Source organism: Xanthobacter lutulentifluminis (genome assembly GCF_043194675.2).
Taxonomy (GTDB): Bacteria; Pseudomonadota; Alphaproteobacteria; order Rhizobiales; family Xanthobacteraceae; genus Xanthobacter.
This window is the reverse complement of sequence record NZ_CM195525.1, coordinates 869,296-888,356: the sequence shown is the minus strand read 5'-3', so window position 1 is coordinate 888,356 and position 19,061 is coordinate 869,296. Positions and strand designations below refer to the sequence as shown.

17 protein-coding genes are annotated in these 19,061 nt (G+C 71.3%); 6 read left to right on the top strand and 11 right to left on the bottom strand.

From position 1 onward, the window contains the following. Positions 1-19 precede the first annotated feature (19 nt). The 9 genes from V5F49_RS04030 to V5F49_RS03990 all read right to left on the bottom strand — a co-directional run bounded on the left by V5F49_RS04030 (position 20) and on the right by V5F49_RS03990 (position 9,534). Entirely contained in the window at positions 20-1,045 is a 1,026-nt protein-coding gene (locus tag V5F49_RS04030) for an ABC transporter substrate-binding protein (protein WP_394114467.1), read from the bottom strand. 24 nt (positions 1,046-1,069) lie between these two features. Continuing rightward, positions 1,070-2,086: a PhnD/SsuA/transferrin family substrate-binding protein gene (locus V5F49_RS04025; RefSeq protein ID WP_394114468.1), complete on the bottom strand. Its 1,017-nt coding sequence runs from the start codon at positions 2,084-2,086 to the stop codon at positions 1,070-1,072. A 27-nt stretch (positions 2,087-2,113) separates the two neighbouring features. Next, the gene (locus tag V5F49_RS04020) at positions 2,114-2,875 is read right to left on the bottom strand and encodes an ABC transporter ATP-binding protein (RefSeq protein WP_394114885.1); all 762 of its coding nucleotides are present in this window, start codon (positions 2,873-2,875) and stop codon (positions 2,114-2,116) included. Positions 2,876-2,912: 37 nt separating this feature from the next. Then, positions 2,913-3,815 carry an ABC transporter permease gene (locus tag V5F49_RS04015; RefSeq protein ID WP_394114469.1) on the bottom strand — a complete coding sequence of 301 codons (903 nt, stop codon included), beginning with the start codon at positions 3,813-3,815 and terminating at the stop codon, positions 2,913-2,915. 44 nt (positions 3,816-3,859) lie between these two features. Beyond that, positions 3,860-5,335, bottom strand: a complete 1,476-nt coding sequence (locus V5F49_RS04010) for an FAD-dependent oxidoreductase (RefSeq protein ID WP_394114470.1) — start codon at positions 5,333-5,335, stop codon at positions 3,860-3,862. A 27-nt stretch (positions 5,336-5,362) separates the two neighbouring features. Continuing rightward, the gene (locus V5F49_RS04005) at positions 5,363-6,607 is read right to left on the bottom strand and encodes an acyl-CoA dehydrogenase family protein (protein ID WP_394114471.1); all 1,245 of its coding nucleotides are present in this window, start codon (positions 6,605-6,607) and stop codon (positions 5,363-5,365) included. Positions 6,608-6,642: 35 nt separating this feature from the next. Then, positions 6,643-7,989, bottom strand: a complete 1,347-nt coding sequence (locus V5F49_RS04000; protein WP_394114886.1) for an LLM class flavin-dependent oxidoreductase — start codon at positions 7,987-7,989, stop codon at positions 6,643-6,645. Positions 7,990-8,128: 139 nt separating this feature from the next. Beyond that, entirely contained in the window at positions 8,129-8,485 is a 357-nt protein-coding gene (locus tag V5F49_RS03995; protein WP_394114472.1) for a DUF3088 domain-containing protein, read from the bottom strand. A gap of 83 nt (positions 8,486-8,568) precedes the next feature. Continuing rightward, positions 8,569-9,534 (bottom strand): TauD/TfdA dioxygenase family protein, encoded by a 966-nt coding sequence (locus V5F49_RS03990; protein ID WP_394114473.1) that lies wholly within the window; start codon positions 9,532-9,534, stop codon positions 8,569-8,571. A gap of 368 nt (positions 9,535-9,902) precedes the next feature. Here V5F49_RS03990 and V5F49_RS03985 point away from each other — a divergent pair, with 368 nt between their 5' ends. The 6 genes from V5F49_RS03985 to V5F49_RS03960 all read left to right on the top strand — a co-directional run bounded on the left by V5F49_RS03985 (position 9,903) and on the right by V5F49_RS03960 (position 16,513). Then, the gene (locus V5F49_RS03985) at positions 9,903-11,291 is read left to right on the top strand and encodes an LLM class flavin-dependent oxidoreductase (protein WP_394114474.1); all 1,389 of its coding nucleotides are present in this window, start codon (positions 9,903-9,905) and stop codon (positions 11,289-11,291) included. Between the two features lie 131 nt (positions 11,292-11,422). Continuing rightward, a complete protein-coding gene (locus V5F49_RS03980; RefSeq protein WP_394114475.1) occupies positions 11,423-12,025 on the top strand; it encodes a nitroreductase family protein in 603 nt (200 codons plus the stop codon). A 51-nt stretch (positions 12,026-12,076) separates the two neighbouring features. Next, positions 12,077-12,913: a MetQ/NlpA family ABC transporter substrate-binding protein gene (locus V5F49_RS03975; protein WP_394114476.1), complete on the top strand. Its 837-nt coding sequence runs from the start codon at positions 12,077-12,079 to the stop codon at positions 12,911-12,913. A 38-nt stretch (positions 12,914-12,951) separates the two neighbouring features. Beyond that, a complete protein-coding gene (locus V5F49_RS03970; protein WP_394114477.1) occupies positions 12,952-14,154 on the top strand; it encodes an acyl-CoA dehydrogenase family protein in 1,203 nt (400 codons plus the stop codon). A 12-nt stretch (positions 14,155-14,166) separates the two neighbouring features. Beyond that, the gene (locus tag V5F49_RS03965; protein ID WP_394114478.1) at positions 14,167-15,594 is read left to right on the top strand and encodes an LLM class flavin-dependent oxidoreductase; all 1,428 of its coding nucleotides are present in this window, start codon (positions 14,167-14,169) and stop codon (positions 15,592-15,594) included. 46 nt (positions 15,595-15,640) lie between these two features. After that, positions 15,641-16,513: a nitroreductase family protein gene (locus V5F49_RS03960; RefSeq protein WP_394114479.1), complete on the top strand. Its 873-nt coding sequence runs from the start codon at positions 15,641-15,643 to the stop codon at positions 16,511-16,513. A gap of 28 nt (positions 16,514-16,541) precedes the next feature. Here V5F49_RS03960 and V5F49_RS03955 read toward each other — a convergent pair whose 3' ends face one another. After that, complete coding sequence (locus tag V5F49_RS03955) at positions 16,542-17,810, bottom strand: YeeE/YedE family protein (RefSeq protein ID WP_394114480.1); 1,269 nt, start codon at positions 17,808-17,810, stop codon at positions 16,542-16,544. A gap of 233 nt (positions 17,811-18,043) precedes the next feature. Next, positions 18,044-18,979, bottom strand: coding sequence for a sulfurtransferase (locus tag V5F49_RS03950; protein ID WP_394114481.1), 936 nt, complete (start codon positions 18,977-18,979; stop codon positions 18,044-18,046). Between the last annotated feature and the right edge of the window lie 82 nt (positions 18,980-19,061).

Here is a 19,061-nt window from a genome sequence, read left to right as displayed (position 1 = left end):
TGGCCGCGGCGCGGGGCGCTCAGTTCACGGCGGCGTTGAAGGTGGTGTTGAACTCCGGCGTCACGTCCACCGCGCGGGGGATGGCGCCGGCTTCCAGCAGCGCGTCGGCGATGCGCTGCTCGCGGGCGATCAGGTCGGCGTCGATGGGCCGAAGCCGCGCCTTGCCGAATTCCACATAGTAGCGGGCCCGGGTGGCGCTCTGCTTCACCTTGTCGATGTAGATCCGCTCCACCGTGTCCAGGTTGTTGGCGTACCAGTCGAAGTAACGGCCGAGGCGGGCCGCGAAATCGGCCAGCACGGCGCGACGGGCGGGATCGGCGATGGCATCGCCCCGCGCCGCGAACACGCCGAGGCCCGGCACGTCCAGGTCATCGCTGGTGAGGACGATGCGCGCCTGTCCCTTCTCCACCGCCTCCGCCACCAGCGCGCCGATGCCGGAATAGACGTCCACATGGTCGGCGTTGAAGGCGGTGGCGGCGGCGTTGCCGTCGCCGAACTGCACCGGCTCGATGTCGGCGCTGGACAGGCCAGCCTTCTTGCGGGCCAGCAGGTATTGCGCATAGTTCAGACCGCCGAAGTTGAAGCCCCATTTGAGGCCCTTCAGCTGCTGCGGCGTGGTGGCGCCGGTGCGGGTGCGCACGGCGGTGACGATGCGGGGATAGCGCGCGTCGAGATTGCGCCAGCCGACGATGATCTGCAGCGGCGGCTGCTTCGTCCAGGCCTCCGGCGCCTTCGCCTGCTCGACGATCAACGAGGTGTCACCGAGATGGGCGAGGTCGATGGCCTTCGAATAGGCCGCCGAGAGCTGCGCCGCCGGCCCGGGCAGCACCACCCATTCCAGCTGATAGGGCGCATCGTCGAACACGCCGGAGGCCTGGGCGAGCGCCGGCAGGGTGGTGTCCTGATAGCCCACTTTCAGGCTGGGCTCGGCCGCGCGGGCGGACGGGGCGGACAGGCCCGCGAGCGCCGTCGCGATCGCCGCCGCGAGGGTGAGGACGGTACGGCGCGTGGCGCGGCGGCCGAGGGGGGTGAGGCTGTGTGTCATCGTTCTGCTTCCTCGTCCGGCGCGTCAGTTGTTGCCGACGGTGGCGGCGTTGAAGCCGCGGTAGAACTCGACGTTCACGTCGATCTTGCGGGGAATGGCGCCGGCCTCGAACAGCACGTCGGCGATCTTCTGCTCCCGCTGCACAAGCGCGTCGTCGAGGGGGCGGAACGTGGCCTTCTGGTAGAGCGTGGTCAGCTTGGCGCGGGCCGGCGTCTGCTTCACCTTCTCCTCGTAGAGCTTCTCCACCGTGTCGAGATTGTCGGCGTACCAAGTCCAGTGGGTGCGCACGCGGGAGAGGAAGTCGGCGAGCGCCGCGCGCTTCCTCGGGTCTTTCAGCACCTCGCCGCGCGCGGTGAAGACGTTGAGCGCGGGAATGTCCAGCTGGTCGCTGTTCACCAGCACCCGGGCGACGCCCTTCTCGATGGACTCGCCCACCGGCGCGATGGAGCCGGAATAGGCCTCGACCCGCCCGGAGTTGAAGGCGGCGGCGGTGGCGTTCTGGTCGCCCAGCTGCACCGGCTCGTAGTCCTTCGGCGTCAGCCCCGCCTTGAGGCCGGTGAGCACGTACTGCAGGTAGTTGAAGCCGCCGAAATTGTAGGCCCACTTCTTGCCGCGCAGGTCGGCGAGGGTGTCGATCTTCGCGTCGGTCCGCACCACGGTGACGATGGGGGGATACTTGGCGTCGGTGGCGCGCCAGCCGGCGATGATCTGGAGCGGCGGATTGTCGGCCGGCCATTCCTCCTTCGCCTTGCCCTGCTCGATGATGAGCGAGGTGTCGCCCATGTGCCCGACATCGATGTTCTTGGAATAGAGCGCGGACAGCTGCGCCGCCGGGCCGGGCAGGATCACCCATTCCACGTCATAGGGCGCGCCTTCCAGCACCTTGGAGGCGGTGACGGTCGAGGGCACCGTGAGGTCCTGGTAGCCGATGAGCAGCTTGACCCGCTCCTGCGCGGCGGCGGGACCGGCGAGGGCGGCCGCGGCGAGGGCGGCCGCGGCGGCGAGCACACGGCGGCGGGTGGTCTTCGGACGGGCGGTCATGGTGGCTCCGGATGTTCGGGGAAGGGGTCAGGCGTGGCCGGCGGCGTCGGGCGCGGCGACGCCGAGCTCGGCCAGCAGCCGGGCGCGCAGGGCGGTGAAGCCGGCATCGCCGCGCTGGCGCGGGCGGGGCAGGTCGACGCGGGTGTCGAACGTCACGTTCCCGCCGGAGAGGACGATGACGCGGTCCGACATGAGCACCGCCTCGTCCACGTCATGGGTCACCAGCACCACGGCGGGCAGGTGCCGGCGCCAGAGCTGGGCCACCAGCGCATGCATGCGGATGCGCGTGAGCGCGTCGAGCGCGGCGAACGGCTCGTCCAGCAGCAGGAGCTGCGGTTCGCGGGCCAGCGCCCGGGCCAGCGCCACCCGCTGCGCCTCGCCGCCGGAGAGGGTCTTGGGCCAGGCGTCCGCATGGCGGCCGAGGCCCACCTCCTCCAGCGCGGCGGCCGCGAGGCGGCGGCTGGCGGCGGTCTGGGAATGGCCGAGAACCACGTTCTGCCAGACCCGCTTGGCGAGCACGAGGCGCGGCTCCTGGAACACCACAGAGCGCGCGCTCGCCACCTCCACGCGCCCGCCATCGGCGGTGTCGAGGCCGGCGAGGATGCGCAGCAGCGTGGTCTTGCCGGTGCCGGACGGGCCGAGCAGGGAGACGAACTCGCCACGCCGCACGTCGAGATCGATGCCGTCCAGCACCGGGCGGCCGTTGAACACCCGGCGCACGCCGGCAAGGCGCACCGCGTGGGGCTGGAGCGCGCGGGGCTCCGAGGCCGGATCGAGCGCGGGCGGCAGCACCGCCGGAAGGGCCGCGGCGGCGAGGGGGGACGGGCTATGCAAGGACAAGGCTGGGCCTCCAGGGCAGGGCGAGGCGTTCCACCACGCGCATGATCAGGTCGATGAGGATGCCCAGCACCGCGTAGACGATGATGCCGGCGATGATGATGTCCGTGCGCTGGTTCTGGTTGGCGCTGATGAGGATGAAGCCGATGCCGGTGCGCGCGTTGATCTGCTCCGCCGCCACCAGCGCCAGCAGCGAGACGCCCGCCGCGTAGCGCAGCCCCACAAGGATCGAGGGCAGGGCGGTGGGAATGATGACGCGCGTGGCAATCAGCCGGTGCGACAGGCCGAGCACGCGCGCGGCCTCGATCAGCTTCTGGTCCACGCCGCGCACGCCGGCGTAAGTATTCAGATAGACCGGGAAGATGGTGGCGCCGAAGATCAGCGCGATCTTCGCCTGCTCGCCGATGCCGAACCAGATGATGAACAGCGGGATCATGGCGATGAAGGGAATGGTCCGCAGCATCTGCAGCGGGGCGTCGAACAATTCCTCGCCCACCCGCCACAGGCCCGCGAACAGGCCGAGCAGCAGCCCCGTCAGGGCGCCGAGCGCAAGGCCCGTGAGCGCGCGGGCGAGCGAGGCGGGAATGGCCGCCTGCAGCTCTCCGGTGCGGATCAGCTCGGCATAGGCGGCGGCGATGTCGGTGGGGGCGGGCAGCACCTCCGGCGAGACGAGGCCGAAATGCGAGCTGGCCTGCCACACGCCGAGCACCAGCGCCGGCACCAGCGCCCGCGACAGCAGACGCGAGCCGGAGGCGAGGCGGGAGCGGCCGGCACCTGTGCCGGGGGCACGGCTCAGGTCCACCAGCTGGATCGCGGCGGCGGGGGGATGAGACGCCGGGGCGGGCGCGTCATCCCCGCGCGGGGGGCTCGGGGCCGTCAGGCTCTGGGCCAAGGGGTGTCCTCCTGTATCGGGCTGTGTGCGGGCGTCCGGTCCGGCTATTCGGCAGCGACTGGGGCGGCCGCGGCGATCGCCGCGGCATAGGCCTCGCGCGGCAGGTCGGTGGTTCCCACCGGGGCGAGGAAGCGGGCGAGGTGCTCCGCCCGGTCCTTCACGAACAGGTCGCGGCCGATGGCCGATACCGCGCGCGGGATGTTGTGGCGCAGGCTCGCGATGTCCCCCACCGGCCGGCCGGTGCTGGTCATGGCCGAGAACGCGAGGAAATGAATGTCCTTCAGGAACGGCGCGGCGCCGGGCCGGGTCTCCACCAGCTCGAAGCCGGGGCCGAGATAGGGCGCGGCGGCGAGCGCCTCCTCCTCGGTGCCCGCCGTCGCCACCCGGTCCGACCAGCGGGCGATGGCATCGGCGAAACCGGCGAAGGGCAGGAAGGCGCGGGCATCGGCGCGATAGCCGGTGCCGAGCACCACGAAATCCGCATCGACCACCGCGCCCGAGCGCAGCGTGAGGCGCGCGCCCGCGCCCGCCGCCTCGGCTTGCACGAGGGCGGCGTCGAGGTGGAGGCGGAAGTTGGGGTGGGCCGTCGCCCGCGTCACCGCCGGGACCGGCGGGAAGGAGGCGCGGCGACGGAAATGGCGCATCACCGCCCAGCGGTCCGCGTCCGGCAGGGCATGGAAATGCTCCCATGCGCCGAAATGGGAGAAGGGCTTCATGGGTGAGCCGCGGGCGAGGTCGTCGCCGCGGGCGAGGAGGTGCACCTCCGCGGCGCCCGCCTCCAGCAGCGCGCCGGCGGCATCGAAGGCGGAGGCCGCGCCGCCCACCACAGCGACCCGGCGCCCCTTCAGCGCGGCGGGATCGAACGCATGGGTGTGGGCATAAAGCCGTGCCGGCAGGTTCCTCAGCACCAGGTCGGGAATGAAGGGCCCGCCCGCTCCGGCGATGCCGGTGGCCAGCACCAGCTTGCGGGTGGTCTCGGTGAAGCGGCGGCCGCCCGCCACGAGGTGGAGCCGCAGCGCCCCCGTCTGCGGCTCCACCCGCTCGAGGGTGACGCCGTTGCGCACCTCGATGACGGCGGCGATGCGGAACCAGTCCACGTAGTCCGCCCAGGTCTCGCGCGGGATGGCGCCGAGCGCCGCGTAGGCGTCGATGCCGTAGGCCGCTTCGTACCAGGCCTGGAAGGAGAGGCTGGGCAGGCCGAGCTCGGGGCCGGGCGGCACCTTCGGGGTGCGCAGCACGTTCATCCGCGCCGGCCCGCGCCAGTTGCCCTCCGCCCCGGCGGGCGCGGCCTCCACCACGCTCACGCGGCCGATGCCGGCGCGGCGCAGGCCGAGCGCGGCGGACAGCCCGCTCTGCCCCGCACCCACCACGACCACATTGTGGTCGATGCCCTCCGGCGGCGGCACCCAGTCCGCGCCGGTCTCGCCGATGCGGGCAAGATCGCGCGCCACATCGGCGGCGAGGCGGGCGAGGGCGTCGGTGTCGGGTCGAAGGGACGCGGCTGGAGCGGGGGTGGTCATGGCAGGCTCTCGGTGAGACGGATGGGCTCAGCTGTCGGCGCGGGCGGGGGCGCCGTCGCCCACGCGATAGGGGCCGGGCGGCCAGGTGCCGTTGACCGCGAAGTCGCCGACGATGCGCTCGCGGTAGATGCGCGGATTGTGGGAGGAGAGGGTCCGCGCGTTGCGCCAGTGGCGGTCGAGGCCAATGCCGCGCTTGGCCGCCGAGGCGCCGAGCGCATCGAACAGGGTGGTGGTGGCGTCGAGGATCAGGGAGGTGACGACGGTCACGCCCTGGTTCACCTCCAGGTCCGCGACGGCGACGAAGATGTCCTGCCCGTCCGTGCCTTCCGTCGCGCGGGTCTCGTAGACGCGCTGCAGCGCCTCCGCCGCCTTCAGCACGGTGGCGCCCGCGCCATAGGCATTGGCCCGCACCTTGCCCACCACCTGCAGGATCTGCGGATCGGCGCCGGCGCGATCGGCATTGCCGTGGCTGAACACGCGCCGCCGCGCGCCGACCAGCCGCGCCACATCCCCCGCCGCCGCCCGGCCGATGCCGGCGAGGGTGGCCAGATGCACCAGCTGGTAGAAGGCGACCGAATAGCGGAAGCGCTTGCGCTGCGGATTGATGAGATCGTCGGTGAGCGTGACGTTCGAGAACTTCGCGGTGCCGGAGGCGGTGAGCTGCTGGCCGAAGCCGTCCCAGTCGTCGAGGATGGTCACGCCGGGCGCGTTGGTGGGCACCTGGGCGAGGATGAAGTTGCCGTCCTCGTCATCGGCGCCGAGATTGATCCAGTCGGCGAAGAGCGAGCCGGTGGTGTAGAATTTCTCGCCGTCGAGGCGCCAATTCCCGCCGTCCCGCACCAGTCGGGTGGAGAAATGGCCCACGCTGTTGCCCTCGGCCTCGGAGAAGCCGCTGCCGGAGGTCTGCTTCGCGGCGATGCGCTTCACCCAGGCGTCGCGATAGTCCTTGAACGGCGAGTTCAGCACCTCCTCGGAGAAGCCGAAATGGGCGCGCAGGGCGTTGGTGACGTTCGGGTCCGCCTCGGCGAGCTCGATCAGCAGGTTGAACAGCTCCGGCAGGGTGGCGCCGAACCCGCCCTCGGCTTCCGGCAGGCGCAGGGTGGTGAAGCCGGCCTCCTTGAGCGCGGCGATCTCCTCGCGCGGCAGGCGATGGGTCTGCTCGCGCTCCACGGCGCTCTCGCGGATCTGGCGGAAGATGGGCCGGAAGCGGCTGGCGAGCTCCTCGTAGCGGTCGGAGGGGCCGGCGCCCCAGGCGTCTTCGATCTGGCTCATGTGCGGATGTGTCCTCGGCGGAAATGAAGGAGGGATCAGGCGCCGGCGGCGCGCGCCGCGGGGGCGGGGGCGGCCGCGAAGCGGCTCGGGGGCCGGGCGAGGCCGAAATGGTCGCGCAGGGTGCGGCCGGCATAGGCGGTGCGGAAGATGCCGCGCTGGCGCAGCAGCGGCACCACCTCGTCCACGAATACTTCCAACCCCTCGGGGAGCACGTCCGGCATGAGGTTGAAGCCATCCACCGCGCCGGCGCGGAACCAGGTCTCGATATCGTCCGCGATCGCCTTCGGCGTGCCGACGATGACGCGGTGGCCGGTGGAGCCGCCGAACCTGCGGATCAGCTGGCGGACCGTGAGGTTGTCGCGGCGGGCCTCCGAGACGAGGGCGTCGAAGAAGGTCTGCATTCCGTCCGCCGGCCGGGGGACGGCGGGCAGGGGGCCGTCGAGATCGAGGCTCGCCGGGTCCACCTTGAGGATGCCGGCGACGCGCCGCAGTCCGTAGTCTCCCGGGCTGAGCGCCCACAGCTCCTCCTCGCGGCGGCGGGCCTCCGGCTCGGTGGAGCCGATGATGGTGGCGAGGCCGGGCAGGATGACGATGTCGTCGCCGCTGCGGCCGAAGGCCCGTGCCTGCGCGCGGATCGCGCCGGCGAAGGCGAGGGCCTCCTCCAGCGTGTGGGCGACGCTGAAGATGGCTTCCGCGGTGCGGGCGGCGAGGCGCTGTCCGTCTGCCGATCCGCCGGCCTGCACCAGCACCGGCCGGCCCTGCGGCGAGCGGGGCACGTTGAGCGGCCCGCGCACGCTGTAGAAGCGGCCGCGATGGTCGATGGGGTGCACCCTGGCGGTGTCGATGAAGCGGCCGGACGCCTTGTCGCCGACGAAGGCGTCGTCCTCCCAGCTGTCCCACAAGGCGGTCACCACGTCCGCGAACTCGGCGGCGCGCTCGTAGCGCTGGGCGTGGGCCTCCACGTCGTCGAAGCCGAAGTTGCGCGAGACGTTGGCGTCGGCCGTCGTGACGATGTTCCAGCCCACCCGGCCGTTGCTGGCGAGGTCGAGGGAGGCAAAGCGGCGGGCGAGATTGTAGGGGTCGTTATAGGTAGTGGAGGCGGTGCCGATCAGCCCGATGTGCGCGGTGGCAGCCGCCACGTGGGCCAGCACGATGGTCGGTTCCAGCGCCTGGAACGGCCGCAGGTCCGGCCGATCGGCGAAGGCGGGCACGTCGGCGAGGAAGATGGCGTCGAAGGTGCCGCGCTCGGCGATCTGCGCCACGCGCACGTAATGCGCCACGTCGGCGAAGGCGCGCGGATCGGCCGAGGGGGCGCGCCAGGCCGAATTGTAGAAGCCCGAGTTCAGCGTGTTGACGTTCAGATGAAGCTGGCGCGCGCCCATGGAGCGGGTCTCCCGCAGGGCGGCAAGGGCGCCCCGGAATGTCGTGCGGATCACTCTACGATCAAAATAGAGTTTGTCGATAAAATTAATAGAAAAATGAGCGAGGCGCCCTCCGTCGAGCGCCGAAAATCCCGATCCTTCAATGGGGATGCGGGCTCCCGTGACGCTCGGCCAGCAGCTCCAGGATGCGACGGGTATCGGTGACGAAGGCGAGGGGGCCATGGGTCCGCGCGTCGGCCGGCGGCGGCAGGGCATCGCCGAGGATGAGCACCGGAAGGCTCTGATTCTCCGCGCCCAGCAGGGCCACCACCTCGGCGCGCGGCCGGGGGAAGGGCACGCGCCGCACCTCGACCTTTGCGGCAAGCGACGGGTCGGACGCCAGCACGCCCTCCACCTGGTTGCAGTCCGGGCAGAAGAAGCGGCGGCCGGGATGGGCCGGGTCCTCGAAGCCGGGAGCGATGAGAATGAGGAGGTCGCGGCGCGCGGGCTGGCTCATGGGCATGTTCCGGATAAAAAGTCGGGCCGGCGCCGGAGCGACACCGGCCCGCAGGGGGAGAGACGGCGGAAGCGCCGGCGCGCTCAGGCGGTGCCGGCGGAGAAGGCGTCGAGCGGCTCGCCCTCGATGGCGGCGGAGGGCCGCCCGTCCACGCCCACCGGAACGTCGCCCTTCAGCGTGATGCGGTAGAGCTGGCGGTCGAAGTCGAGGGCGTAGATGTCGCGCGGGGCGAGGTGGGCGGTGGTCCGGTTGTCCCAGAAGGCGATGGAGCCGGGCTGCCAGCGGAAGCGCACGGTGAATTCCGGCCGGGTGATGTGCTCGAACAGCAGTTCCAGGATCTGCTGGCTCTCGCGCGGGGAGAGGCCGGTGATGCTTTTCAGGAAGGACGGGCTGACGAACAGCACCCGCTCGCCGGTTTCCGGGATGACGCGCACCAGCGGATGCTCGCTCACCAGCGGCCGGCGGACGTTCTGCGCGCGGAACGATTCGGTGCCGATCTGCCCCTCGGGCGCGGAGAAGGCGTGGACCCCGCGCAGGGTGTCGACGAACCCCCGCAGCGTCGGGGACAGCGCCTCATAGGCCACGGCGAGGTTGGTCCAGAAGGTGTCGCCGCCGTAGGGCGGGATGACGTCGCCGCGCAGGATCGAGGCGGCCGGAGGGTTCACGGCGGCGGTCACGTCCGTATGCCAGCCGGTCCACGGGCGGATCAGCGGCTCGCCGGTGTGGCGCGTGGCGAAGCGGTTGCGGGCGACGGAATAGACCTGCGGATAGCCCTCCACGAAGCCGAACACCGGGTGCCCGATGGTGGGTGCGCCGAACGCGCTCGCCAGCGCCACGTGCTGCTCATGGGTCAGCGGCTGGTCGCGGAAGAACACCACCTTCCAGCGCGAGAGCGCCGCGCGGATCTCGTCCACCACCTCGGCGGCGAGGGGGCGCGAGAGGTCCGGCCCCTCGATCTCCGCGCCGATATGGCCGGTGAGCGGATGCACCGCGATGTGGCGGGGCGGGGCCTCCGCGACGGCGCGGGCGGCGGTGGCGGCGGTGCTCATGGGGGCCTCCTGGCGGGTTCTTTTGGGGATGCGGGGGTGGAGCCGATGGCCGATGCGCGCGGCGCCACTCAATAATCTACTTAGTGCATCGATTTTATATAAAATCAATTGACGAAATGCGCTGCCGGCCTATCGTGGGTCTCGAACCAGTCGAACGGGAACCGGACATGCCGCAGCCGCCTGCGCGCGCAAGCCATTGGGAACGCGAGGAGATCTGCGGTCCATCCGGGCCGTTCCGGCGCGCGGGCGGCCTATGTCCGGCGCGGCCGGGCCGCGTCCGCCGACCCGTCGCCGACTTCGCCGGCTGATCCCGGCCCACTGCACGTTCTGCCCCGTCACGCGCCTTGAGAGATCAAAGGAGAGATCCCATGGCTATCGCGTCTTCCGCCGCCTCTTCGGCCAGCCCGCAGCCCGGTTCCGGCCGGCAGCTCGTGCTCAACCTGTTCATCTATCCGGGCGGCCATCACGAGGCCGGCTGGCGCTATCCCGGATCGACGCCGGACCGGCTGCTCGACATCGGCTTCTACCAGGACCTCGCCCGCTCGGCGGAGGCGGCCAAGCTCGACGCGGTGTTCTTCGCCGACGGGCCGGCGCAGGTGGACAACATCCGCTACGCCTCGCGCTTCCGCATCGAGCCGCTGACCTGGCTCTCGGCCATCGCGGCGGTGACGAGCCGCATCGGCCTCATCGGCACCGCCTCCACCACCTATTACGAGCCGTACAATCTCGCCCGGCTCTATGCCTCGCTCGATCACCTGTCGGGCGGCCGCGCGGGCTGGAACATCGTCACCACCGCCGTGCCGCAGGCCTCCTCCAATTTCGGCCTCGCCGAGACGCCGAGCCATGCCGATCGCTACGCCCGCGCCGCCGAGTTCGTGGACGTGGTCTCCAAGCTCTGGGACAGCTGGGAGGATGACGCGCTGGTGGCCGACGCGGCCTCCGGCGTGTTCGCCGATGACGCCAAGATCCACCCCATCGAGCACGTGGGCCGGCACTTCCGGGTGAAGGGCGCGCTGAACACCCCGCGCAGTCCGCAGGGCCGGCCGGTGTACGTGCAGGCCGGCTCCTCCGACGACGGGCGCTCGTTCGCCGCCCGTTATGCCGAGGCCATCTTCACCGCCCACCAGACGCTGGAGAGCGCGCAGCGCTTCTATGCGGACATCAAGCGGCAGGCCGAACAGCTGGGCCGCAATCCGGACCACGTGAAGATCCTGCCCGGCATCAGCCCCTACATCGGCACCAGCTCGGCCGAGGCCCAGCGCCTGTACGAGGAACTGAACGACCTCATCCAGCCGGCCTATTCCCTCACCCAGCTCAAGCAGATCACCGGCGTGGACTTCACCGGCCACCCGCTCAACGCCGAGGTGGCGCTCGATGCCTTCGCCGATGCTGCGCCGTCGAAGCAGGTGGCGAGCCGCTTCCAGCTGGTGGTGGACATCGTGCGACGCGAGAAGCCGACGCTGCGCCAGCTCATCGACCGGCTGGCCGGCGCGCGCGGCCATTATGTGATCGTCGGCACGCCCGACCGCATCGCCGACGAGATCCAGCTGTGGTTCGAGAACGGCGCGGCCGATGGCTTCAACGTGATGCCGCCGTGGTTCCGCGGCGGCTTCGACCTGTTCGCCTCCGAGGTGGTGCCGATCCTGCGCAAGCGCGGGCTGTTCCGCCACGACTACACCGGCCGGACCCTGCGCGAGCACTACGGCCTGCCGCGCCCCGACAGCCTCTACGCGACGCCGGCCCGCGCCACCGCCTGAGCCGCGCCCCGATCGCGACCGCGCGGCTCCCCCGCAGCGTGGCCGTGGCCCGGCCCCTTCCCTGGTCGCTCGGGGGTGGGGCCGGGACCTTCCTTTCCCGCACCGACCCATTGCATGAGGACTTTCGCGCCGTGACCATTGCCGTCAATCCCCGCCAGGCCGAGCATCCGGTCGAACCCTTCTTCCTCGAGCGCTGGTCGCCGCGCGCCTTCACCGGCGAGGAGATCGCCCCGGCCGAGCTGAATTCCCTGTTCGAGGCGGCCCGCTGGGCGCCCTCCAGCTACAATTCCCAGCCCTGGCGCTTCCTTTATGCCCGGCGCGGGACGCCTGAGTTCGAGACGTTCCTCGGCCTGCTCAACCCGTTCAACCAGCAATGGGCGAAGAACGCCGCGGTGCTCATCATCGCCTTGTCGGCGAAGAGCTTCGTGCGGCCCGGCTCGACCGAGGTGATCGCCGCGCGCAGCCATTCGTTCGATACCGGGGCGGCCTGGGCCAACCTCGCGCTCCAGGCCTCGCGCCTCGGCTGGCATGCCCACGGCATCGGCGGGTTCGATCCCGAGCGGGCGCGGGCCGAGCTCTCGGTGCCGGACGACTACGCGGTGGAGATCGCCATCGCGGTGGGCCGGCGCGGCGACAAGAGCCTGCTGCCGGAGAACTTCCACGCCGGCGAGACCCCCAACGGCCGCCGCCCGCTCTCCGAGACCGCCTTCGAGGGCGCCTTCCCCGCCGCCTGAGGCCGCCCGCCGGCTTCGCACGATCGATCCCCTGAACATCCGATGGACGCCATGACCCCCATTTCCCGCCGCCACCTCTCCGCCCGCATCTTCGCTGCCGCTCTCTCGGGCCTCGCGATCCTGGCCGCCGTGCCCGCCGTCGCCCAGGCGCCCGCCGCCGACAAGCCGCTGAAGATCGGCGTCTCCGCCGGCCCCTATGGCGACGTGCTGCGCGAGGCGGCGCGCCTCTCCGAGAAGCAGGGCGTGAAGGCGGAGATCATCGAGTTCACCGACTGGAACCAGCCGAACGCCGCCCTGCAGGCGGGCGACATCGACCTCAACAATTTCCAGAACCGCCCCTATCTCGCCAACCAGATCAAGACGCGGGGCTATCGCCTGACCGCCTTGGACGAATCCCTGCTGGTGCCGGCGGGCATCTATTCCAAGACCTACACCAGCGCGGCCGACATCCCGGCCGGCGCGAAGATCGCCATTCCCAACGATCCCACCAACGGCGGGCGCGCGCTGCTGCTGTTCCAGAAGGCCGGCCTCATCAAGCTGAAGCCCGGCACCGGCCTCTACGCCACCGTGCTGGACGTGGCCGAGAACCCGAAGAAGCTGCAGATCGTGGAGATCGACGCCGCCCAGCTGCCGCGCTCGCTCGACGACGTGGCGGCGGCGTTCGTCTCGTCCAACTATGCCTTTCTCGCCGGTCTCGAACTGAACAAGGCGCTGATCGCCGAGACCAGCATCGAGGAATCGAAGCCCTATTTCACCCTCGTCTTCGCCGCGCGCGAGGATCGCAAGGATGATCCGCGCATCGCCAAGTTCATCGAGGTCTACCGCTCGCAGCCGGTGAAGGACTTCGTCAACGCCCGCTTCAAGGGCACCATCCAGCCCGCCTTCTGAACACGCGCGCCGACGTCCGGAATTCCGCGAGACCTGCCATGACCCGATCCTCCGCTCTGGCGCGCGCCGACGCGCGTCCTTCCGCCTCTCCCGACTGGGTGGCCCGCGCCGAGACCGTCGCCGCGGCGCTGCTGCCCGACGCGGCCGCCCGCGACCATGCCGGCGCCTCGCCCCGCCGGGAGCTCGCCCTGCTGCGCGATGCGGGGCTGCTCGAGCTGCTCTATCCGGCCGCGCTCGGCGGGGGCGGGGGGAGCTTCACCGATGCGCTCCTCGCCGTGCGGATCATCGGCCGGGCGGATGCCTCCATCGCCCAGCTGCTGGCCTATCACTACCTGCACCTCACCAACGCGCTCTGGCGCGCCGGCACCGAGCAGGCGGTGGCGCTGACGCGCGCGGCCGTGGCGGGCCGCTGGTTCTGGGGCGGCGCCTCCAACCCGCGCGATCCGGAATCGCGCCTTGCCCCGGACGGCGAGGGCTTTCGCCTGTCGGGGCGCAAGACCTTCGCCTCCAACGCCGTGCTGGCGGACCGCATCACGCTGCGCGCGCAGCTCGGCGACGGCTTTGCCGTGCTGGTGGTGCCGGGCGACCGGGAGGGCGTGACCCACGGCAACGACTGGGATGCGTTCGGCCAGCGCCTGTCGGAGAGCGGCACCATCACGTTCGCCGACGTGAAGGTGGGCCGCGACGAGATCCTCGGCAATCCCGCCGCCCCGCCGCCGCCCCGCACCAGCCTCGTGGTGCCGTTCCACCAGCTGCTGATCGTGAATTTCTACATCGGCACCGCCGAGGGCGCGCTGGCCGAGGCGAACCGCTACATCCGCGAAGTCTCCCGGCCGTGGCAGACCTCGGGCGTGGAGAAGGCGAGCCTCGACCCTTACATCCTGGAACATTACGGCATTCTCGACGTGGAGCTGCGCGCCTCCACCGCGCTCGCCGACGTGGCCGGCCAGCGGTTCGAGGCGGCCGCCGCGCGCGGCAATGCCATCACCCAGGACGAGCGCAACGTGGCCGCCGCCGCCATCTATGCGGCCAAGGTGCACTCCAGCCGCACCGCGCTGGAGGTGACCTCGAAGATCTTCGAGCTGATGGGAGCCCGCGCCACCGCCTCGGCCCATGGATACGACCGCTACTGGCGGAACATCCGCACCCACACGCTCCACGATCCGGTGGCCTACAAGGCGCGCGAGGTGGGCAATTACGCCCTCAACGGCACCATCACGCCCACCCCGCTGTACAGCTGAAGGCGAAGCAAGATGAGCCGGCCGAAGGAAATCCGCTTCAACGCCTTCAACATGGCCTCGCCCGGACATACCTGGGCGGGGCTCTGGTCCCACCCGCGCGACACCGCGGCGGACTACAACACGATCGATTACTGGGTGAAGCAGGCGCAGACCGCCGAGCGCGGGCTGTTCGACGGCATCTTCATCGCCGACGTGTTCGGCGTGTACGACGTCTATGCCGGCACGCCGGATGCGGCGCTCCTCTCGGCGGCGCAGACCCCGGACATCGACCCGACGCTGGTGGTGCCGAGCATGGCGCAGGCGACCCGCCACATCGGCTTCGGCGTCACCGCCAACCTCACCTACGAGCACCCCTACCAGTTCGCCCGCCGCTTCGCGACGCTCGACCATCTCACCGGCGGGCGTGTGGGCTGGAACGTGGTCACCGGCTATCTCGACAGCGGCGCGAAGGGCATGGGCCATGCCGGCAACCGTGCCCATGATGCCCGCTACGAGGCGGCCGAGGATTTCCTGGAGGCCCTCTACAAGCTGTGGGAAGGCAGCTGGGAGGACGGTGCCGTGCGCCGCGACCGGGCGGGCCGCATCTTCACCGATCCGGCGAAGGTCCATCGCATCCGCCATGACGGCCCGTACTACCAGGTGGACGGCATCCAGCTCGCCGAACCCTCGCCCCAGCGCACGCCGGTGCTGTACCAGGCCGGCACCTCCGGGCGCGGACGGCTGTTCGCGGCGAAGCATTCCGAGGCCATCTTCCTCAACGGGCAGACCCGGCCGATCCTTGCGGAATCGGTGAAGGCGATCCGGCAGGCGGCGGTGGATTTCGGGCGCGATGCCTACGACATCCGCATGTTCCCCGGCGCCACCGTCATCGTCGCGCCGACGCGGGCCGAGGCGCTCGACCGGCTGGCCGACTATGCGCAATATGTCCACACCGCCGGCCAGCTCGCGCTGCTCTCCGGCTGGACCGGGGTGGACCTGTCCACGCTCGATCCGGAGGAGGCCATCTCCTACGTGAAGAGCAATGCCATCCAGTCCACGCTGGAGAACCTCACCCTGCGCTCGAAGGAGCCGCTGAAGGTCAAGGATCTCGCCACCCTCTCCGCCACCGGCGCCCGTGCGCCCTTCATCGTCGGCTCGCCCGGCGAGGTGGCCGACGAGATCATCTCCTGGGTGGAGGACACGGACGTGGACGGCTTCAACCTGAACCGCCTGGTCTCGCCCGAGACGCTGGAGGCGTTCGTGGACCTCGTGGTGCCCGAGCTGCAGGATCGCGGGGTCTACAAGACCGCCTATGCCGAGGGTACGCTGCGCGAGAAGCTGTTCCCCGGCCGGGGTGCGACCTTGCCGGGAAGCCACCCCGCCGCCGCCTTCCGCCGTCCCGCGCCGGCCGCTGCCGCACCCCGCGTCACGGGTGCCGCGCCGCTCGCCGTTTCCGCCTGAACCGGTCGCCGGGCCGCGCGTGGCCCGGCGCCCTTGAGGAGAGCCCATGTCAGCCGCTGGTTCCGCCGCCCGCTCCGCCCCGATTGCGTCCGAAGACCCCGCCGCCGCCGTCCGCGCCCTGCTGGAAGCCCGCTATGGCGCCGAGGAGGTGCCTGCCGGCGTCCTCCTCAACGACACCATCGCCCGCATCCTCGCCCATCGCACCGTGCGAGCCTTCGCCAGCCGGCCGCTGCCGGAGGGGTTGCTTGAGACGCTGGTGGCGGCCGCCCAGTCGGCGCCGTCCTCGTCGAACCTTCAGACCTTCAGCGTAATCGCCATCGAGAACCCCGCCACCAAGGCGCGGCTCGCGGAGATCGCCGGCGGGCAGAAGCATGTGATCGAGGCGCCGCTGGTGCTGGTGTGGCTCGCCGACCTCAACCGGCTGGAGGAGGTGGGCCGTCGCGCCGGCCATCCCACCGATGCGCTCGGCTTCCTGGAGACGCTGCTGGTGGGCATCATCGATGCCGCGCTGGCGGCGCAGAACGCCCTGAATGCGCTCGAATCCCTCGGCCTCGGCGGGGTCTACCTCGGCGCCTTCCGCAACCGCCCGACCGAGGTGGCCGAGCTGCTGGGCCTGCCGCCCAACGTGCTGGGCGTGTTCGGCCTCGCCATCGGCTATCCTGATCCCGAGCGGCCGGCGGACGTGAAGCCGCGCCTCTCCCAGCGGCTCGTGCTCCATCGCGAGCGCTATGACGCGACCCTGCCGCAGGACGCATTCGACCATTACGAGACGGCGCTGAAGGCTTTCCAGAAGGGCCAGAACCTGCCCGAGGTCGGCTGGGCCTCGGCCGCGCTCCTCCGCGTGCGGGGCGCCGAGGCCCTGAGCGGGCGGGACCGGATGCCCGAATTCCTCGCCGCTCTCGGCTTCGGCCTGCGCTGATCGGAAGGTGGCCCTGCCCGGCGGTGCCTCAGGCGATCCGCCGGCGCAGAGGAAGTCCGGCCAGCATCCCGCACAGGGCCGCCGCCAGGAACACCCAGCCGGAGAGAGCGCCGGTATGAATGCCGGAAAGCAGCACCCCCACGGTGCAGCCGAGCGCCGTCATGCCGCCCCATCCCATTAAAAGCCCGCCCACGAGGCCCGAGGCGATATCGGCGGCGCGGGGCCGGCGCGGCGCGAAGTCGCCGGAAACCAGCGCCGCCGCGAAGCTCGCCCCCACGAGGCCGAGCACGAACAGGCCGTTCCTGGAGAGCAGCGCCGTCTTGACCGCGGTGGCGCAGCCGCGGAAGCCGTCGAGGCCGTAGAGGGTCTGCGGCAGCAGCCGGGCGTGGTCCGCCGCGCTGCGGGCGAGGCTGCCGATCTCCGCCGTCACGCCCAGAGGGCCCACCCGCAGATAGCTGGCAGCCGAGAGAAAGCCGACCAGCGCGCCCCCGACGAGCGCCGGCCAGCGCGCCACGAACACCGCCTGGAGCGCCCCGCGCAGCGGGCTTCGCGTCTCCGGCGCGGGCGTACCCCGCGCCGCCCCCGCACCCGGCCGGGCGAGGGCCAGCGCCAGCGCCGCCAGTGCCGCCAGCACGGCCAGCGACAGGCCGAGCGTGCCGGCATAGCCGAGGTGGTGCGGCAGCCAGATCACCGGCGCCTCGGACACCACGGCGAGATAGAGGCTGTTCCAGGTCAGGAAGCCCAGCAGGAAGCCGCCGGCCGTGCCCACCAGCGCGAAGGGCGCGGTGGGCGATCCCTCGCCCAGCCGGTAGAGATGGGCCGAGATGCATGATCCGGAAATCGCCATGCCGAGGCCGAACACGAAGGCCGCGCCCGCCAGCACCAGGCTGACGGGGCCGATGTGCGCATCCGGCGGCAGCCGCCCGGGCGCGGGGACGGGCAGCCAGGCGCCGACAACCAGCGTGTAGCCCGCAACGCCCACCGCAAGCGCCGCAAGGATGGCCAGAACCCCGCGCGGATCGCCGCCCTCGATCAGGTCGCGGGTGTGGCAGAAGAAGCAGAAGCGCGACCGCTGGAGCGTGACCCCGAACACCGCGCCGAGGGCGAGCGAGAGGCCGAGCGTGCGTGACGCCGCATCACCGGCGGAGAGCTGGAGCACGCCCGCCACGATCAGCACCGTGACGAGAAGCGCGAGGACAAGCGCCGCCGGGCGTCGCCCGCGGGTCGAGCGGGCCGCGGGGGCCGGAACGGCAGGCGGCCGGGACGCGGGCGTGGCGGGGGCTGCGGGCACGGTCATGGGGCGGGAGGCATCCGGTGCAGGAAGGCGTGGGCCGGCAGCGGCGGGGCCGTTGAGGGGCACGGCGCTGGCGTTCGGCGGAGACCCGGCCGGGCGGGGCGGCCCGTGCATGGCACGTGCGCAACCCCGCCCGGTCGTGGCCCGATCGATCTTCGCCCGCGCGGCTGCCGGGCGCGACCCGGGCGGCCGGACCGGCGGCGTCCGGCCAGGGGCGGCCGGTGCTCCCTGCCGTGCTACCTGCCCTGCCAGACGGTGCCGGAGAGGTTGGCGATCGGCACGCCGACCGAATTGCCGTACTCGGTCCATGAGCCGTCGTAATTCTTCACGTCGTAGCCGAGGATGCGCGAGAGCGCGTACCACGTATGGCTCGAGCGTTCGCCGATGCGGCAGTAGACGATGACCGGCTTCGAGCCGTCCACGCCGGCGTCGGCATAGAGCTTCTTCAGGTCCTCGCGCGACTTGAACTTGCCGGTCTCGGGGTCCACCGCCTTGGACCAGGTGACGTTCTTCGCTCCGGGGACATGGCCGGCGCGGATGGACAGCTCCTTCGAGCCCTCCGGCGCGAACAGCTTGCCGGAATATTCATCCGCCGAGCGGATGTCGACGATCACCGCGCCGGCCTTGCCGTCGGCGGCGGCCAGCACGTCCGGCAGGCGGGCACGCAGGGCGGCGTTGGGGCCGGTCAGGCTGATGTTCGAGGCGGCGTAGGCGGGGGTGCGGGTGTCCAGCGGCAGGCCCAGCTTTTCCCAATACTTGCGGCCGCCATCCAGCAGCTTCACCTGGTCGCCGAGGCCATAGATGTTGAACACCCAGGCGCCCCAGGCGGCGAACCAGTTGTTGTTGTCGCCATAGAGCACGATGGTGGTGTCGCGGGTGACGCCGGCCTTGCGCAGCAGGGCCTCGAACTTGTCCTTGCCGACGATGTCGCGGCGCACCGTATCCACGAGGTCGGTGTGCCAGTCGATGTTCACCGCGCCGGGAATGTGGCCGCGCTCGTAGAGCCCGGGGTCCACGCTGACCTCGAACACCCGCACCTTCGGGTTTTCGAGGTTCTTGGCCAGCCATTCGGCCTCGACCAGCGGACCCTGCTGGGCCAGCGCCGGCACGGTGGCGGCGGCGACGAGAAAGCCGCCGGCGATGACCCGCGTCAGAGTGCGCATGAAGGACATGAAAGCTCCCCGTGAAGGATGGCCGGCGCGCCTGTCACCGATGGTGCCGGCCGGACGGAGGGATGCTGACGCAGGGTAAATC

Excerpts from the sequence above, each read along its gene's own strand:
- V5F49_RS04030 (WP_394114467.1), bottom strand. The coding sequence starts at position 1,045 with ATGACACACAGCCTCACCCCCCTCGGCCGCCGCGCCACGCGCCGTACC.
- V5F49_RS04025 (WP_394114468.1), bottom strand. The coding sequence starts at position 2,086 with ATGACCGCCCGTCCGAAGACCACCCGCCGCCGTGTGCTCGCCGCCGCG.
- V5F49_RS04010 (WP_394114470.1), bottom strand. The coding sequence starts at position 5,335 with ATGACCACCCCCGCTCCAGCCGCGTCCCTTCGACCCGACACCGACGCC.
- V5F49_RS04005 (WP_394114471.1), bottom strand. The coding sequence starts at position 6,607 with ATGAGCCAGATCGAAGACGCCTGGGGCGCCGGCCCCTCCGACCGCTAC.
- V5F49_RS04000 (WP_394114886.1), bottom strand. The coding sequence starts at position 7,989 with ATGGGCGCGCGCCAGCTTCATCTGAACGTCAACACGCTGAACTCGGGC.
- V5F49_RS03995 (WP_394114472.1), bottom strand. The coding sequence starts at position 8,485 with ATGAGCCAGCCCGCGCGCCGCGACCTCCTCATTCTCATCGCTCCCGGC.
- V5F49_RS03990 (WP_394114473.1), bottom strand. The coding sequence starts at position 9,534 with ATGAGCACCGCCGCCACCGCCGCCCGCGCCGTCGCGGAGGCCCCGCCC.
- V5F49_RS03985 (WP_394114474.1), top strand. The coding sequence starts at position 9,903 with ATGGCTATCGCGTCTTCCGCCGCCTCTTCGGCCAGCCCGCAGCCCGGT.
- V5F49_RS03975 (WP_394114476.1), top strand. The coding sequence starts at position 12,077 with ATGACCCCCATTTCCCGCCGCCACCTCTCCGCCCGCATCTTCGCTGCC.
- V5F49_RS03970 (WP_394114477.1), top strand. The coding sequence starts at position 12,952 with ATGACCCGATCCTCCGCTCTGGCGCGCGCCGACGCGCGTCCTTCCGCC.
- V5F49_RS03965 (WP_394114478.1), top strand. The coding sequence starts at position 14,167 with ATGAGCCGGCCGAAGGAAATCCGCTTCAACGCCTTCAACATGGCCTCG.
- V5F49_RS03960 (WP_394114479.1), top strand. The coding sequence starts at position 15,641 with ATGTCAGCCGCTGGTTCCGCCGCCCGCTCCGCCCCGATTGCGTCCGAA.
- V5F49_RS03955 (WP_394114480.1), bottom strand. The coding sequence starts at position 17,810 with ATGACCGTGCCCGCAGCCCCCGCCACGCCCGCGTCCCGGCCGCCTGCC.
- V5F49_RS03950 (WP_394114481.1), bottom strand. The coding sequence starts at position 18,979 with ATGTCCTTCATGCGCACTCTGACGCGGGTCATCGCCGGCGGCTTTCTC.